This window comes from Neisseriaceae bacterium (assembly GCA_016864895.1).
Lineage (GTDB): Bacteria > Pseudomonadota > Gammaproteobacteria > Burkholderiales > Neisseriaceae > QFNR01.
Window position 1 is genome coordinate 764,779 of the sequence record CP046107.1, and the last position, 16,817, is coordinate 781,595.

The following is a 16,817-nucleotide window of genomic DNA, read 5'->3' on the forward strand; positions in this document are numbered from 1 at the left end:
CATATAAACTAATGAAAGAAAACATATTTTTATTCCAAGTGATTTTTTTTGTGGTATATTACAGCGTGAATAATACGGATAAGTATTGCCTATGAAAGTTAATTCTATTATTAAATATATTTTTTATATCATTCTATGTCTAACAACTACCCCAATATTTGCTGATAAAATTAATGATATTATCATAATCAACAACACTAATAGTAATAATACTACACACAATTCAAACACTATGATACTCAATAAAGTAGATAACAAAAAACAAGCCGATGATTTACTTATGAATGCTATGGCCATGCTGGGTGTTAATTATAAATGGGGAGGAAATAATCCCCACAGTGGTATGGATTGTAGTGGGTTTATACAATATATATTTAAAACAAGTCAAGACGTCAATTTACCTAGAACTGCTAGAATGATGTCCCAGCAAGGAATGCTTATTGCCAGAAATAATTTACAGCCTGGCGACTTAATCTTTTTTGCTACTGGCAAAAGAAATAGAGCAGTTACTCATGTTGGTGTATACATTGGTGATGATAAATTTATACATACCCCCCGTACAGGGAAAGCAGTAGAAATCAGATCCTTATCTAATAAATACTGGACCAAAGCATATCTCTGGGCAAGACGAATTGATAAACAATAGAGAAGATATAGTTATGCCTACTGATTTTTCCCATAGATGGTTGGATAAAAATGGTAATGTTATTGCTTGTAAAGAAAAAAACAAAGTGATGCAAGAAAATATGCAAGAATTTGCTCACAATGTACAGGATATTTTTGAAGATGCTATTCTTATGGGATGTGAAGAAAATCAGGTTAAAGAATTTATGATTAAATTAATTGAATCCCTTCCTAATCCATATAATGAGTTATTATGAGTTCTAAAATTTCTGCACTTATTATTGCAAAAAATGAACATGATAATATTACCGAATGCCTTAAAAGTGTTTCTTTTTGTGATGAAGTTATTGTCATTGATGATTTTAGTGATGATGACACAGTAGAATTAGCCCAATCTTTAGGTGCTACTATTTATCAAAGAGCAATGAATGGTGATTATGGGGCACAACAAAATTTTGCAATTTCTAAAGCCAAAAATCCCTGGTTATTACTTATTGATTGCGATGAAAGGATTACTGAACCACTAAAAAATGAGATTTTACAAGTTGTACAAAATCCTCCCTTAGTCGCTTATCAAATCAAACGTTTAAATCACTTTAATGCAAAAAGGGTCTACTTCGGCACTATGCGTCCTGATTATGTATGTCGGTTAATTCCAAGAGAGGGGACATCAATACAAGGCAAAGTACATCAAAAGACACAACACCCTTATTCTGAGGATAAATTGAAAAATGGGATGTTACATTACACCTATCAGTCATGGGAAGAATATTATGCAAAATTTGACCGCTACACACAACTTTCAGCCGAAAAATATCTCTTCGAGGGTAAAACCTCCCACTTTTTCTTAGATTTAACTTTAAAACCTCTTTGGTCTTTTATTAAAATGTATTTTATTCACCTTGGTTTCTTAGATGGTAAATTAGGTTTTGTTCTAGCTAAAAATCATTATTTTTATACTTATACCAAATATATGCGTTTTTATTACCTACAACACCCTATTGTAAAATAGCCATGAACCTCACTTCTGTTGCCTTAATTATTTCTACTTATAATTGGCCCTCAGCATTAGCATTGGTCTTAAAAAGTGCTATAGAGCAAACTGTACGTGCTAATGAAATTATTATTGCAGATGATGGTTCAACTTTTAAAACAAAATATCTAATTGATTCCTTCATAAAAAAAAGCCCCATACCCATTAAACATGTGTGGCAACAAGATTTAGGTTTCCGTCTAGCACAATCTCGTAATAATGCATTAAGAGTTGCGAAGAGTAGTTATATTATTTTTATTGATGGCGATACTATTTTACATCCTAGATTTATCGAAGATCATTTATACCATCTAGAGCCTAACACTTTTGTAGTAGGTTCACGAGTGCTTCTCAGAGAAAGTAACACTCAAAAGTTCTTAGAGAAACAATTTTTCTATTTTAACTTTCTTACTACTAAAGCTTCTAACAAACAAAATGCTATTTACAGTCGTTTTTTATCTAATAAAACAGCTAAAAAAAGACGTGAACCAATACAAGAACTAATTTTTAAAATCCGAGGTTGTAATCTTGCTTGTTTTTATCAAGACATCCTAGAAGTTAATGGTTTCAATGAAGACTTTTATGGTTGGGGGCGTGAAGATTCAGAATTCGCCTTTCGATTACTAAGCAAAGGATTATGGATTAAACATATTAAATTTAATGCTATACAGTACCATTTATATCATCCAGAAAACACAAACAAGAACCTGGAAAAAAATAATGCTCTTCTTGAAAATATTCAGAAGAGCGATTCCTACCAATGTTCTAATGGTTTAACTCAATTAATTAATAAATAATACCACAAGCAATCTTTTCTCCCGCGTTACTCATGAGTTGAGTTTCAGAATTGTCTGGATGACTATGCAAAACAACTGAATGTCCTAAAATATTTCTAGTAGCATCATTACAACCAATACACCAACTATTCGTGGTTGTTTTAAAGGTATAATCAACATTACCGTCTTTATTCGCTAAAAATACACCAACATCCCCTCTATGATAACCACCGTTTTCCGAACGATGATATTCCCCCCGTGTAGGATTCCAACGACCTCCAGCAGAGCTAGCATCATCTGAAGAACAGTCTGGGTTTTCATGAATATGAATAGCATGTAATCCAGGTAAGACATTTTTAGCCTTTAATTGCAACAATACAGTGCCCTCTTTTAAGACGGAAATTTCGACCGTTCCGATCACTCGGCTACCATTTTTCGCTTCCAAAGGAATAATAACCTGCTCATCGGTTCCTAGTATTTTTATTCTTGTATCAGAAGCTGCTCTTATATCATTAGAGGATTGATTAAAACTACAAGCTACCAATACTATTAAAACAAGGGATAAACAAGTAAATATTTTGTTTTGGCTTCTCATGTTGAAATATTCTATAACAATTTGATTGATTCTACACAACACCTTGTTCCAACATTGCTTCAGCAACTTTTTTAAACCCAACAATATTGGCACCACGTACATAATTAATATAGCCATCTCCTTCGGTTCCATGCATAACACAAGAATCATGGATTTTAACCATTAAATCATGCAAGTGCATATCTACTTTTTCAGCATCCCACACTAAACGTAAAGCATTTTGACTCATTTCCAGACCCGAAGTTGCCACACCTCCTGCATTACTCGCTTTACCTGGAGCATACAATATTTTGTTACGCAAAAAGACCTCAACTGCTTCCAAGGTAGATGGCATATTAGCACCTTCTGCAATACACTTACATCCTTGTTTAATTAGTAATTCTGCATCATTTTTATCTAGCTCATTTTGAGTTGCACAAGGTATTGCAATATCACAAGGAATAGACCAAGGTCGCTGATTAGCAAAATATTGTACGCCTTCCGATTCATGCTCTGTAGCATAGACCGATAAACGCTCACGACGATGATTCTTCAGATGAAGTAAACTTTCTAACTGTTCTTCTGTAATTCCTTCCGGAAAATAAACAAATCCATTTGAATCTGAAACAGTTAATACAATAGCACCATTCTTTAATAACTTGTCAACAGCAAACTGAGCAACATTACCCGAACCGGACACAACGACCCGTTTACCTGACATACTCTCCCCGTTAGTTTTTAACATACAATCAACAAAATAAACAGTACCATATCCGGTAGCTTCTGGACGAATCAAACTTCCTCCATAACTCATACCTTTCCCTGTTAACACAGAAGCAAATTCATTTCGTATTTTCTTATACTGCCCAAACAAAAAGCCAATCTCTCTACCGCCAACCCCAATATCTCCAGCAGGCACATCCGTAAAAGCACCAATATGACGATACAATTCAGACATAAATGACTGACAGAATCTCATCACTTCATTATCTGATTTCCCCTTAGGATCGAAGTCTGAGCCACCCTTACCTCCGCCCATAGGTAAAGTGGTAAGTGCATTTTTAAAAACTTGTTCAAATGCTAAAAATTTCAACACACCTAAATCAACGGTTGGATGGAACCTAAGTCCACCTTTATAGGGGCCGATTGCTGAGTTCATTTGTACACGGAATCCACGGTTAACTCTTACTTCACCTGCATCATCAACCCAAGGAACACGAAACATAACCACACGCTCAGGCTCAACAAGGCGCTCTAATAAACCCTTTTGCATGTAACAAGGATTTTCTTCTAAAAATGGGGAAATACTTGAAAAAACTTCTTGTACTGCTTGGTGAAATACTGTTTGAGTAGGATCTTGTTTTTTAATCTTTTCTATCAATGTTTCTAGTACCGGCAACATTATATCCTCCAATCGAACAAATTACAAAATACTAACTATTTTAAAAATCTAATTAGGACTATCATTTATAGTTCTAGCAAATAAATCTACTAACAAACCCTTTTAATTATATTATTAATAGGTGTTTTGTGGAAATTTATTTTTTAATCATCTGTCCACCACCCCATCGAAATATAAAAAATTTTATAAATAAAGCCTACCATTTGATCCAATCAAAACAAATTTATGAATTGAGAAGTTATAGAACTTGAGCTAAAATGAGCAACCAAGATATTAACGAGGTGGAATATGGATTTTGAAAAAGCACGCTATAATATGGTTGAACAACAAATAAGACCATGGGAGGTTTTGGATTTAACACTGTTAGAGGTGTTAAGCGATATTCCTAGGGAGAGATTTGTCCTTCCCGATCAGCTAGAGATTGCGTATGCAGAATTAGCGCTTCCTTTAAAAAATGGTTCTACTATGTTAGAACCAAAAATAGTGGCACGTCTAATTCAATCATTAGAACTTAATCCTCAAAAGCATGTTCTTGAAATAGGTACGGGATCTGGCTACGCTACTGCTATTCTTTCTAAGCTTGCTAAAGAAGTAGATACATTAGATAAAGATCAAGAGCAGCTAGATTTTGCCAAGAATGTCCTAGATGAACTAGGTTTAAATAATATTCAGTATTATGCCCAAAATGGTCTGAATCAAACAACTTACCAAGAAATTGGAAATCTATATGATGCTATTTATGTCGGTGGTGCAGTTTACTCAATACCCACTTTCTTACTGAATACTTTGAAACCAAATGGTAAATTAATTGCTATTGTTGGTGAGACACCAATAATGCAAGCCACTATTTACCATAAAAATGGCACAGATATTACTAGAAAATCTCTTTTTGAAACTAATGTCCACTATTTAGAAGAAAATTCAAATACATTCAGTGGCAAATTTTTGTTTTAACGTATCATTAAGTGAATATTACTCAATATAGATTTTATGCGCTCTTTTGAGATGACATAATAATTCGTGGGAAATTGTATTGGCCTTAGATGCAATATCACTAACGGAGATATGCTCTCCCCAAAGTTCTACTTCACTACCAATTCCTTGACTTTCTCGGTTAAGCTCTACAGATAGCATATCCATAGAAACTCTACCCACCACTCTACTTTGTACCCCATCAATCCAGACAAAATTATCTTGCGAAGAGACTCTTGGATAACCATCTGCATAGCCACATGCAACCAACCCCACTCTCATATCATAGGGTGCAGTAAATATTCCACCATAACCAATACTTTCACCTTTTTTTAGCTCTCTGACCGAAAAAACTTCTGAATGTAAATGCATGACAGGTTTCAAATGGATATCTTTGGGTATATTAGGAATCGGATTAAGGCCATATAATGCTATACCTATCCTAGCAATGTCTTGATAAGCATAAGGATGATATAAAACGCCTGAAGAATTACAAATGCTTTTTAAATTACCTGATGCATGCGTGGTAGTAATAAAACGATCTAATTGCTGTCGAGTAAAATTAGATTGCAACTCATCTGCAGAAGAAAAATGTGTCATGTCAACAATACTATTAACTCGAGAGTGATTCTTAAATTTTGTTAAAACATTATCAAACTCCATCGGCATAAATCCTGCACGTCGCATACCTGTGTCCAACTTGATCCAAACATCAATTTGATTATGCCATATATGATTTAAAAACCATTCTACTTGTTGTAAATGATGAATAACTGGTGTTAATTGATAATGATCTACCGCCTTATATTCTGTTTGTGAAAAAACACCTTCTAGCAATATGATAGGGTTTGTAATACCATGATTTCTTAATTCTAAAGCCTCCTCTAAAAAAGCAACTGCAAAACCATCCGCATATTCTTGCAGTGCTTGAGCACATCGAATAGCACCATGGCCATAAGCATCTGCTTTAAGCACAGCCAAAGAAACGCCTTTATGTTTTTGTTTTAAATAAATAAAATTATTAACCAAATGGCTTAAATAGATGTATGCTTTTAATGGTCTCATACTCAATCAACAAAAATAAGTCAGAAATGTTCCCAACTTATTTTACGTAACTAATGAATAATCATTCCTAATCAATCAATTCTTCTGTTTCCTCTTTGCTTTCAGCAACCTTTTCCATACATACTAAGGTCTCCCCCCTATCTAAATTAATGAGACGAACTCCTTGTGCTCTTCGACCTGTTTCTCTAATCTGGTTGACATACGTACGAATTAAAATACCTCCCGAAGTAATTAACATCACATCATCAGTTTCTTCAACAAGCGATGCTGCCACTAACATACCATTTCGCTGCCCTGTATCGATATCAATCACTCCGTAGTTGCCTCTACGCCCCTTAGGGTAGCTATCAATATTCGTTCTTTTACCATAACCATTTTCTGTGGCGGTTAGCACCATGGCGTTTTTGTCCGTTTCTGGATGCATCGCTAATAAACTAATAACTTTGGAACCATCGGATAATCTCATACCCCGGACACCTTGAGATGTGCGCCCCGTTGGTCTAATACCGTTCTCATCAAATCTTATTACTTTACCCCGATCAGAAAATAACATAATCTCATGCATTCCACTTGTTTTAACAACACCAACCAAGCTATCTTGCTCAGATAAAGTAATAGCAGCAATCCCTAAATTTTTAGCACCAGAGAAGTTCATTAAGGATGTTTTCTTCACGATACCTAAACTAGTACACATGAATACATATTCACTGTCTGTAAATTCTTTGACTGGTAAAATTGCACTAATTGTTTCATTATCAGATAAATTTAATACATTGGTCACAGGCCTCCCCCTACTGACACGACTACCAATAGGTAACTTATAAACCTTGATCCAATAACATTTCCCTAAAGAAGTAAAACATAATAAATAGTCATGCATATTAGCAACAAAAAGGGTTTTAATAAAATCCTCTTCCTTAGTTGCTGTTGCCTGCTTCCCTCTGCCTCCTCTGTTTTGAGATTGATAATCTTCCACCGGCTGAGCTTTAATATACCCCTCATGTGAAAGTGTCACAATCATATCTTGAGGTTGAATTAAGTCTTTATCATCAATATCGCCACCAATAGGGTCTATTTCTGTTTTCCTAGCATCCCCAAAATCTATTTTAATTTGATTTAATTCATGACGAATAATTTCAGTAACACGTTCTCTTTTAGCGAGAACATCAGTCAAATCTAACATTACTTCAATCACTTCTTCATACTCAGAAATGATTTTATCTTGCTCCAAACCTGTTAATCGCTGTAAACGCATATCTAAAATAGCCTGAGCTTGCACTTCAGATAATTGATATCCATCAGCCTTCAATCCAAAGTCTTCACTAATTTCTTCTGAACGAAATAAGTTAATGTCTACCCGCTCTAACATTGATGCAACCAAACCGTATCGCCAGGTTCTAGCTAGCAATGCTGTTTTTGCTTCCCAAGGTGTAGTACTCGATTTGATTAGTTGAATAATTTCATCTACGTTAGTAAGCGCAACTGCTAACCCCTCTAATACATGCCCTCGATTACGTGCCTTTTTAAGTTCAAAAACAGTTCGCCTATAAACTACCTCTCTCCGATGTTTTAAAAACTCAACAATAAAACATTTTAAATTAAGTTGTTTAGGATTCCCATCCACTAGAGCTACCATATTTATGCCAAAAGTATCCTGTAATTTTGTCAATTTATACAATTGATTTAAAATAACTTTTGCATTCTCATTACGTTTTAACTCAATAACAATACGAATTCCAGACTTATCCGATTCATCACGTAAGTCAGCAATACCATTTATACTCTTATCCCTAACCAATAAGCCAATTTTCTCCACTAATTTAGCTTTATTGACTTGATAAGGAATTTCATCAATAACGATCGCTGTCCTATCGCCTGCCTTATGAATGGTTTCTATATGGGTTTTACCGCGTATCACCACTCTGCCTCGACCTGTTCTATATCCTTCTCTTATCCCTGAGATACCATAAACAGTTGCACCCGTAGGAAAATCTGGTGCGGGAATAATATCAATCAATTCATCAACTGAAATATCTTCATTATCTAATACCGCTACACAAGCATCAATCACTTCAGAAATATTATGTGGTGGTATATTAGTAGCCATACCGACAGCAATACCTGAAGATCCATTGACTAATAAAATGGGTATCTTAGAGGGTAAAACCACAGGCTCTTTTTCGCTATTATCGTAGTTAGGACTGAAATCTACAGTTTCTTTATCTAAGTCTGCTAGTATTTCTTGGGCTATTTTGTGCATACGAATCTCAGTATATCGCATAGCCGCAGCCCCATCTCCATCAATAGAACCAAAATTACCTTGTCCGTCTATCAATTGATAACGCATAGTAAAATCTTGTGCCATCCTAACAATCGTATCGTAAACTGCCTTATCCCCATGAGGATGATATTTACCAATCACATTACCCACAACTCTAGCAGACTTTTTAAAGGGCTTATTCCAATAATTACTTAGTTCATTCATGGCATAAAGTACTCTTCGATGCACGGGCTTCATTCCATCTCTCACATCAGGCAAGGCTCTACCAACAATAACACTCATGGCATAATCTAAGTAGGACTGCTTCATTTCCTCTTCTAAACTAATTGGAAATGTTTCTTTAGCAACAAACGACTCCGACATATTGACTTTCTCAAAGAATAAAACATGTGTATTCTATCATACTAAAAACTTGCAAGGGACTTTTCTCAAATGCCAGTTGCCATTTTGTGTCTTTTCTCTTACCATTAACAAATCTAGTATCTATCTAGCAGATATACCATCATAAATTAAAATTACATCAATTAAATTTAAGTAAATAATAAGAATAAGTCTACATAACTTTTAGGATTGGGATCTAAAGTGAAAATCTATGATTTTTTTGTCAACACATCAAAACAATTTAAGCTTCATTACATACTAAAACAGTATGTCATATCATTGTTGTTTTGCATGCTTTGTTTATATCTGGTATATGATTCCCTGGTAATGGCAAATGACTCTAATCCAATCTTAATATTATTTGTCAGTACTTGGTTCATTCTCAACACACTGTTATTTCCTTTTGCTAGGTTTGCATTAGATTCGATCATCAACTACATTGTTACTGGGAATCAATTAAAAACCCCTAAAATTATTTCTTACCTGGTCAAAATATTCTATCTCGCTCTATGTTGGGCGTACGCAATTTTATTGGCACCTATTGGTATCCTTTTTTATCTCATCATTAAAATCAGAGGCAGTGATCAAGATTACTATTAGATAATAACAAAAATATCAGGCATGGTTCATCATATTTAGTTATTCTAGTTATTCGAATACCTTGTGCATAACTTTGTGAATAACTCACTAAATAAATAAAAATTTGGTTTAAAATAAGGCCAATTGATTTTGGTTGATAGCTAAATTTAATGACAAGAAATAATAATTATTTATTATTTTTCAATTAGTTAATATATATAATAATTTTTGTTTATTGTTTTGAGCTTGGGGAATTAGTCATCATCCTAAATCTGTGAATAACTTGTAGTTTTTTATACTTACTTTTAGAAATACTTTAAATAATGAACAAAAAAAATATATGGATTTTTTCATCGGTTATCGATAACTTTGGTGATGCAGGTGTTGCTTATAGGATTGCTCGCGAAATATCCTTAAACAAAGAATTTAAAATTTTTTTATTTATTGATGATATCATTACTTTAGCAAAACTTGAAAATTCCCTATCCCTACAGCATCAAAAACAAATCAGACACAATATAATCATCATCCAATGGAATTCATCTTGCTTTTCTGGCCTTGCCACTCCTGATATTATTCTCGAAACCTTTGGTTGTTTTTCAGAAAAACCACTTAACAATCAAAAATTAGAATCCATTCCACAAATTAATATCGAATACTTAAGTGCCGAAGATTGGACGCTTAATTACCATTTAAAACCCTCTTTATTGGGCACACAAAAAAAATTTTTCTATTTCCTTGGTTTCAATGAAAATAGTGGGGGGTTATTCATTGAAAACAATTACACACAAGAAGAGATGGAATTCAAAAAACATGATACTAACATATTAAATTTCGTACAAAAATATAAAATTCCATTTAACCTAAAAAGAAAAAAAATTTTTATCTTTGGCTATGAATCAAACATATGGCATCAATGGACTAATATCTGGCGTCAACTTAATATCAACTATGAGCTATGGATAGCTGAAAAAAAAGTATTAAACTCTATGCGAGAAAATCGTATTCACACAGTATCTCTTCCTTTTGTCAACCAAACGGATTTTGACAAACTACTATGGTTATCTGATATTGCCATTGTTCGTGGTGAAGATAGTTTTATTAGAGCTCAGCTCGCAGGAATTCCTTTTTTTTGGCACATTTATCCTCAAAAAAATCAATTACACTTAAAAAAATTAAGTGCCTTTTGGTGCCAAGTCACTCCATACTATGAAAATGAAATTTTTTTTCACCACCAACGTTTGTCACTAGCTCTAAACGAAGGGATTGTTCTCTCTGATAAAGAGTGCTATACCAGTTGGAATATATTATTACAATATCAAGAAAATTGGCTAAAAAATACACAATCATGGAGAGATTTTCTATTATCTCAATCTACAGCATATGAAAAATTAACACAGTTTATCAAAAAACAGTTAGAATTACCCCTTTAAATGTTCAATATAACACTGAGGATTATGTATGAAAACAGCGCAAGAATTACGCATAGGTAATGTTTTTATGGTCGGAAACGATGCTATGGTTGTACAAAAAACAGAATATAATAAATCTGGTCGTAATGCTGCCGTTGTAAAAATGAAATTAAAAAATTTACTTAATGGCAATATCACTGAATCTGTGTATCGTGCTGATGACAAATTAGATGATATTATTCTTGAGAAAAAACAATGTACTTATTCCTATTTTTCTGACCCTATGTATGTCTTTATGGATGAAGAATTCAACCAGTATGAAATTGAAGCTGACAATATGGTTAATAGCATTCATTACATTGTAGATGGCATGGAGGATATTTGTGAAGTAACTTTTTATCAAGGTAAAGCAATATCTGTAGAACTCCCTACTATTATCGTTAGAGAAATACAGTATACAGAACCTGCTGTAAAGGGAGATACCTCAGGGAAAGTGATGAAACCGGCGACATTAATAGGAGGCTATGAAATAAGCGTGCCTTCCTTTGTTGAAAATGGAGATAAGATAGAGATTGATACTCGGACTAATGAATTCAGAAAAAGAGCCTAAAGCCTCAAGACCATTTTTGGTATTTTTTAATTCAGACAACATTAACACTAAGATATTAACAGGAGCATTGGATGAGCGCCATTATTGACATATTAGCTCGTGAAATTTTAGACTCACGTGGGAACCCTACTGTAGAATGTGACGTACTTTTGGAAAGTGGTGCCATGGGTAGAGCTGCAGTTCCCTCTGGTGCATCAACAGGTATAAAAGAAGCTATAGAATTAAGAGATGTTGATAATGTTCGCTATTTAGGTAAAGGTGTTTTAAAGGCAGTTACTCATATTAATGAAGAAATTGCTGATGCTGTTATAGGTGTTGAAGCAGAGGATCAAACTTATGTTGATCAAGTATTGATCGAGTTAGATGGTACTGAAAATAAATCACGCCTAGGTGCCAACGCATTGTTAGCTGTTTCGTTAGCAGTTGCAAAAGCATCAGCGGAAGAAGCAGGATTACCCCTTTATCGATATATTGGTGGTACAGGACCAATGTCTTTGCCTGTTCCTATGATGAATGTTATTAACGGTGGGGCTCATGCTAATAACTCTCTAAACATACAAGAATTTATGATTATTCCTGCCCAATTTGATTCCTTTAGAGAAGCTTTACGGGCAGGAGTGGAAATTTTTCAACATTTGAAACAAATCTGTAACAAAAAGGCTTATCCAACCACAGTAGGCGATGAAGGTGGCTTTGCTCCAAACTTAAATAGCCATGAACAGGCAATTGAGTTAATCATAGAAGCGACTGAAAGGGCAGGTTACAAAATAGGACAAGAAATTTTATTAGCTCTAGACTGTGCCTCTTCTGAATTTTATGAAAATAAGCAATATCATTTATCTGCTGAAAATAAATCTTTATCTAGTGCTGAGTTTGTTGACTATTTAGTAAATTTAGTTAACAAATACCCTATCACTTCTATCGAGGATGGTATGGCTGAAGAAGACTATGAAGGTTGGAAAATATTAACGGATCAATTAGGGAAGAGAATTCAGCTAGTCGGTGATGATTTGTTTGTCACTAATCCAAAAATTCTCCAAGATGGGATTGAACAAGGTTTAGCTAATGCCGTTCTAATCAAAGTTAACCAAATTGGTACACTATCTGAAACCCTAAAAACTATTGATTTAGCAAAAAGAAATTCTTATACCAGTATTATAAGTCATCGTTCTGGAGAAACAGAGGATGGGACTATTGCTGATTTAGCAGTAGCCACTAATTGTATGCAAATCAAAACAGGATCATTATCTCGTTCAGATAGGACAGCTAAGTATAATCAGCTGCTCAGAATTGAGGAGCAGTTAGGACAAATGGCTTACTATCCTGGTAAAAAAGCTTTTTATCAATTAAAAAAATAAATCAATTTCATCTAAGAGTAAGAGATTGAGAAATAATAAAATAATGAAATTATTTTATTATTCGGTAATAGCTATGTTTAATATAATAAAAAATGTGAAATAATGACATTTTTCACTCTAGTAGCACTCAAATTTGAGGAATTTAAGTAAACTGTCCGTGTCAAAATATGAACAAGTGAATAAAATGGCTAATAATAGTTATTAAATTGACGCTTAGCCATGTTCTTTAAAGCATGGTTTTGCGTTGCTCCTGTTAAATATATTTAATCACATATATACAAAGGGTCATTTTTCTTCCCTACTAAACGATTACATAAAACCTAGACGTGCTTTCAGACTTTTGTTTGAAAAACCACTAAATAAGTGAGAGTAATAAACAGTATTACTCATGACTTTTTTTACGTATTCTCTAGTTTCATCAAAAGGAATTGTTTCTACATAAACAGCACCTTCTAAGCCATTTTGACGCCACCTTTTAGCCCTTCCTGGACCTGCGTTGTAAGCTGAAGTAGCCAATGGCTCTGAGTTAAATTGTTTATATAAATCAGCCAAATACCATACCCCCATATTAATATTATTATCCATATTATTTAATAAGTGATACCCATCTAGACCAATTTTTCGAGCAATCACTTGTGCGGTTCCAGGCATAATTTGCATCAATCCTGATGCTCCCACTGAGCTTTTAGCGATCATAATAAAACGACTTTCTTGTCGAATTAATCCAAATACCCATGCAGATTCTATACCATAAAGGTCAGTATATTTCTCAACAATATTTTTATAAGGAAATGGAAATCTTAACTGATAGTCTAACAAACTATCACTCATATCTGCACTTAAAATAGACATTTCATAAAATTGATTTTGTAACGCCAACTGAGAAGCTAAAATAAGTTTATCGTCTGCAAAATTTTTGATAGCATATCGCCATTGATCTTGAGCTGCTATTCTCATTTGACGATCCCCCATATCCAATGAGTTCCTAAATAAAACCAATGATCGATGAATCTGACTATCTTGTGCTAAAGCCATTGCTGAAGAGGAACGCCCACCTGAAGTATTAGATTTCACATTTAAAGGCTTACCCAACTCTTCATGCCCTAAAATTGCATAAAAGTTTCTTCCACTTGCCACTACTTTTTCATACAATATTCTTGCATTCGTCCTATCACCTAAAGCAGCTTTTGCCCTACCTTGCCAGTACCACCAAGTTGGTGTCTCACGCAATTTTTTTGGCATCATTTGAATAATCTGACTAAGTTGACTCCACAATTTTAAACGGAGTGCTGAACGAGCATACCACTCCCACTGCTCATTAGATAATTGTGTTTTATCAGATTTATTAAAATGTTGCAATGCAGATACCATATCCAAGTCTCTGGCTTTAGAAAGCCCCACCAATCCCTCTACAAAACCAATATCATCTTGATCTACATTGCCATATAACTTGTAAATAAATTCATCAATATCATGCCTATTCCTACCTTTTGGGGTAATACCGGGCATAATCTTGGCTATTTTGGAGGCTTTAGAACCGTCATATACCGATATATTGGGTATTGGTTGTCCAACTGCATTAGCCAAATTTTTTGCTAACGTAATATAATTATTAGAAATTAGTATTCTTACTCTTCTCCACACATCATTTTGGTCGATCATCCCTCTAGAAGCGGCTACTTCTATCATTTTATTACAACCTTCTGGTAGTTTTTCATTACTCTTAACCAACTCTCCAGACATATTAGATAATGATATTCCTCTTTGTGAATATCCAGCTATAGTTGCATAACAATTGACTTCCAGATTATTGGTATTGGAGGGTAACAATTTATACTGACTTAGAAATTCTGCCCAATTGGCCTGCTTACCTAAAATTTTTAACAATCCTATCCTTATCTGTTCAACCATACTATTTTGTTGACCCGTTTGAAAAGATAAAAAGTGGTATGCATCTTCTGTTTGTTTCTGTTTTAATGAAATCAAAGCTGTTTGGTATAAAGAATAATCATACATAACTTTTGATTCATTTTGCTTTGGAAAGGTTGTGACAGGTGCAATAATTCTTGATTCAAAGTGCTGGACAGTCTGGTGTGTATTGCCTTCTTGATTATTATTAGCACAAGCTAGTAGTATTCCCAAAATTGAAGTTAAGATTATTCTTTGTTTTATTTTTAGCATAAGTAATAATTCCAATATTTAACTTTCCCAATACACGGGTAAAAATAAAATAAATACGGTAAAAATTTCTAATCGACCAATCAACATAGTGAAAGCACACACCCATTTTTGAAAATCACTCAAAATATTTAAGTCCGCCATGGGACCAAGATATCCAAGTCCTGGACCTGCATTTGTGATTGAGGCAATAATAAAGGAAAACGCTGAAACAGCATCTACTCCGGTAAAAAGTAATATTAAAGTCGCAATCACCACAGTCATCAAATACACTAAAATGAATGCCATCACATTTAATGATATCTTATTGGGAACAATATTACCATTTACCTTAACGGTTTTAACCGCGTTAGGATGAATTAACAACAACATTTCTCGGTACATAAACTTGAACTGAATAATAATACGAATCATTTTAATACCACCACCAGTTGACCCAGAATTTGACAATATGTTCGCCAACATATACATGATTATCCCAACATATATCGGCCATTGAGTAAAATCTACTGAACTAAATCCACAAGCTGTACCAATCGAAACATAATTAAATGCAACATACCTTAGTGAAGTCAAAAAACCAGATAATCCTTGTCCATAAAATCCCATATACCATAAATAAACTGTAGAAATTAAAATACTCAAAAGTAATACTTTTAAAAATATTCTCACCTCTTCATCTTTCCAGTATATGATGAGGCTTCTATTTTTTATGACCATTATATGATTCAAAAAACTAATAGCCCCAATTAACATCGTGATCATCAAAATTATCTCAATTGTAACTGAATTAAAATGACCAATACTGTCTGAATAAGTTGAAAACCCACCTAAAGAAATACTGGAGAATGCATGGCACACCGCATCAAACCAACTCATCCCAGCTAATTTAAGTACTATCACAACGATAACAGTAAAAATTATATAAATCCCCCACAAAGATTTAGCTGTTTGTGCAATTCTGGGTGTTAATTTTTTATCTTTATTGACTCCTGTAATCTCCGCTCTCAAAATATTCATTCCACCAATACCTAGGGTTGGGATAATCGCTACTGCCAACACTATAATCCCCATACCACCGAACCAATTAAGCATATGTCGCCATAAATTTAGCGAAGGTTGCAAATGCTCAACATTGGCAAAAACACTAGAACCAGTTGTCGTTAAGCCTGAAATAGCCTCAAAATAAGCGTCTGTAAAACTCAAACTGTCCGAAAAATAGATAGGGATAGACGCTGCAAAAGCAAATAAAATCCATAATAAGAAAGCTAATAAAAAACCATCTCTTGCTTGTAACTCTCTATTATATTTTTTAGTCAACTGCCTAATTATAAAAGACGAAATAATCATTACTAACGAGGTAAACAACCAAGTTTCTAGAAGCCCATCGCCAAAGTAATAAGAAGCCAGTGCTGGAGCCCATAATAGGCAAGAAAACAAAATATTCAATCTCGCAAGATTGTAAATAATTGGTAAAAAACGATTAACCATATTTGTGAGCCCCAACTATGTTAAAGTAAGTCATTGCATTAGTAATGGTCATTAATTAAATAAGTCATAAAGAAAACAGCT

14 protein-coding genes are annotated in these 16,817 nt (G+C 34.0%); 8 read left to right on the forward strand and 6 right to left on the reverse strand.

What is annotated here, in order from left to right; translation table 11 throughout:
- The first annotated feature begins 91 nt into the window (after positions 1-91).
- Genes GKC53_03255 through GKC53_03270 form a run of 4 tightly spaced genes read left to right on the forward strand, consistent with a single transcriptional unit; the run spans position 92 to position 2,454 of the window.
- The gene (locus GKC53_03255; GenBank protein ID QRN41159.1) at positions 92-646 is read left to right on the forward strand and encodes a peptidase C40 NLP/P60; all 555 of its coding nucleotides are present in this window, start codon (positions 92-94) and stop codon (positions 644-646) included.
- A 13-nt stretch (positions 647-659) separates the two neighbouring features.
- Positions 660-881, forward strand: a complete 222-nt coding sequence (locus GKC53_03260) for a hypothetical protein (GenBank protein QRN41160.1) — start codon at positions 660-662, stop codon at positions 879-881.
- On the forward strand, positions 878-1,636 hold the full coding sequence (locus GKC53_03265) for a glycosyltransferase (GenBank protein QRN41161.1): 759 nt from the start codon (positions 878-880) through the stop codon (positions 1,634-1,636). Before GKC53_03260 ends, GKC53_03265 begins: the two co-directional genes overlap by 4 nt.
- Before the next feature lie 2 nt (positions 1,637-1,638).
- Positions 1,639-2,454 (forward strand): glycosyltransferase, encoded by an 816-nt coding sequence (locus GKC53_03270; protein QRN41162.1) that lies wholly within the window; start codon positions 1,639-1,641, stop codon positions 2,452-2,454.
- Here GKC53_03270 and GKC53_03275 read toward each other — a convergent pair.
- Both GKC53_03275 and GKC53_03280 read right to left on the reverse strand, forming a co-directional pair.
- Positions 2,444-3,178: a superoxide dismutase family protein gene (locus tag GKC53_03275; GenBank protein QRN41163.1), complete on the reverse strand. Its 735-nt coding sequence runs from the start codon at positions 3,176-3,178 to the stop codon at positions 2,444-2,446. The genes GKC53_03270 and GKC53_03275 overlap by 11 nt on opposite strands.
- A complete protein-coding gene (locus GKC53_03280; GenBank protein ID QRN41164.1) occupies positions 3,060-4,409 on the reverse strand; it encodes an NADP-specific glutamate dehydrogenase in 1,350 nt (449 codons plus the stop codon). The genes GKC53_03275 and GKC53_03280 overlap by 119 nt, the downstream gene beginning before the upstream one ends.
- A 288-nt stretch (positions 4,410-4,697) precedes the next feature.
- On the opposite strand from GKC53_03280, the gene GKC53_03285 reads away from it, so the two are divergent.
- Complete coding sequence (locus GKC53_03285; GenBank protein ID QRN41165.1) at positions 4,698-5,363, forward strand: methyltransferase; 666 nt, start codon at positions 4,698-4,700, stop codon at positions 5,361-5,363.
- Between the two features lie 18 nt (positions 5,364-5,381).
- On the opposite strand, the gene alr is transcribed toward GKC53_03285, so the two are convergent.
- Positions 5,382-6,446, reverse strand: coding sequence for an alanine racemase (alr, locus tag GKC53_03290; GenBank protein ID QRN41166.1), 1,065 nt, complete (start codon positions 6,444-6,446; stop codon positions 5,382-5,384).
- A 67-nt stretch (positions 6,447-6,513) separates the two neighbouring features.
- Positions 6,514-9,090: a DNA gyrase subunit A gene (gyrA, locus tag GKC53_03295; GenBank protein QRN41167.1), complete on the reverse strand. Its 2,577-nt coding sequence runs from the start codon at positions 9,088-9,090 to the stop codon at positions 6,514-6,516.
- Between the two features lie 920 nt (positions 9,091-10,010).
- On the opposite strand from gyrA, the gene GKC53_03300 reads away from it, so the two are divergent.
- The 3 genes from GKC53_03300 (at position 10,011) to GKC53_03310 (ending at position 13,067) form a co-directional block, all read left to right on the forward strand.
- Positions 10,011-11,120 carry a DUF2331 family protein gene (locus tag GKC53_03300; protein QRN41168.1) on the forward strand — a complete coding sequence of 370 codons (1,110 nt, stop codon included), beginning with the start codon at positions 10,011-10,013 and terminating at the stop codon, positions 11,118-11,120.
- 28 nt (positions 11,121-11,148) lie between these two features.
- Positions 11,149-11,709 carry an elongation factor P gene (gene efp / locus GKC53_03305; protein ID QRN41169.1) on the forward strand — a complete coding sequence of 187 codons (561 nt, stop codon included), beginning with the start codon at positions 11,149-11,151 and terminating at the stop codon, positions 11,707-11,709.
- A gap of 71 nt (positions 11,710-11,780) precedes the next feature.
- Positions 11,781-13,067 carry a phosphopyruvate hydratase gene (locus GKC53_03310; GenBank protein ID QRN41170.1) on the forward strand — a complete coding sequence of 429 codons (1,287 nt, stop codon included), beginning with the start codon at positions 11,781-11,783 and terminating at the stop codon, positions 13,065-13,067.
- 309 nt (positions 13,068-13,376) lie between these two features.
- Here the strand turns inward: GKC53_03310 and GKC53_03315 are convergent, their stop codons facing one another.
- Positions 13,377-15,248 carry a transglycosylase SLT domain-containing protein gene (locus tag GKC53_03315; protein ID QRN41171.1) on the reverse strand — a complete coding sequence of 624 codons (1,872 nt, stop codon included), beginning with the start codon at positions 15,246-15,248 and terminating at the stop codon, positions 13,377-13,379.
- Positions 15,249-15,266: 18 nt separating this feature from the next.
- Positions 15,267-16,736 carry a TrkH family potassium uptake protein gene (locus GKC53_03320; GenBank protein QRN41172.1) on the reverse strand — a complete coding sequence of 490 codons (1,470 nt, stop codon included), beginning with the start codon at positions 16,734-16,736 and terminating at the stop codon, positions 15,267-15,269.
- Between the last annotated feature and the right edge of the window lie 81 nt (positions 16,737-16,817).

Coding starts and splice junctions, on each gene's coding strand:
- GKC53_03315 (QRN41171.1), bottom strand. CDS start 15,248: ATGCTAAAAATAAAACAAAGAATAATCTTAACTTCAATTTTGGGAATA.
- GKC53_03320 (QRN41172.1), bottom strand. CDS start 16,736: ATGGTTAATCGTTTTTTACCAATTATTTACAATCTTGCGAGATTGAAT.
- GKC53_03285 (QRN41165.1), top strand. CDS start 4,698: ATGGATTTTGAAAAAGCACGCTATAATATGGTTGAACAACAAATAAGA.
- efp (QRN41169.1), top strand. CDS start 11,149: ATGAAAACAGCGCAAGAATTACGCATAGGTAATGTTTTTATGGTCGGA.
- GKC53_03255 (QRN41159.1), top strand. CDS start 92: ATGAAAGTTAATTCTATTATTAAATATATTTTTTATATCATTCTATGT.
- GKC53_03270 (QRN41162.1), top strand. CDS start 1,639: ATGAACCTCACTTCTGTTGCCTTAATTATTTCTACTTATAATTGGCCC.
- GKC53_03260 (QRN41160.1), top strand. CDS start 660: ATGCCTACTGATTTTTCCCATAGATGGTTGGATAAAAATGGTAATGTT.
- GKC53_03265 (QRN41161.1), top strand. CDS start 878: ATGAGTTCTAAAATTTCTGCACTTATTATTGCAAAAAATGAACATGAT.
- GKC53_03275 (QRN41163.1), bottom strand. CDS start 3,178: ATGATTCTTGTGTTATGCATGGAACCGAAGGAGATGGCTATATTAATT.
- GKC53_03280 (QRN41164.1), bottom strand. CDS start 4,409: ATGTTGCCGGTACTAGAAACATTGATAGAAAAGATTAAAAAACAAGAT.
- GKC53_03310 (QRN41170.1), top strand. CDS start 11,781: ATGAGCGCCATTATTGACATATTAGCTCGTGAAATTTTAGACTCACGT.
- gyrA (QRN41167.1), bottom strand. CDS start 9,090: ATGTCGGAGTCGTTTGTTGCTAAAGAAACATTTCCAATTAGTTTAGAA.
- GKC53_03300 (QRN41168.1), top strand. CDS start 10,011: ATGAACAAAAAAAATATATGGATTTTTTCATCGGTTATCGATAACTTT.
- alr (QRN41166.1), bottom strand. CDS start 6,446: ATGAGACCATTAAAAGCATACATCTATTTAAGCCATTTGGTTAATAAT.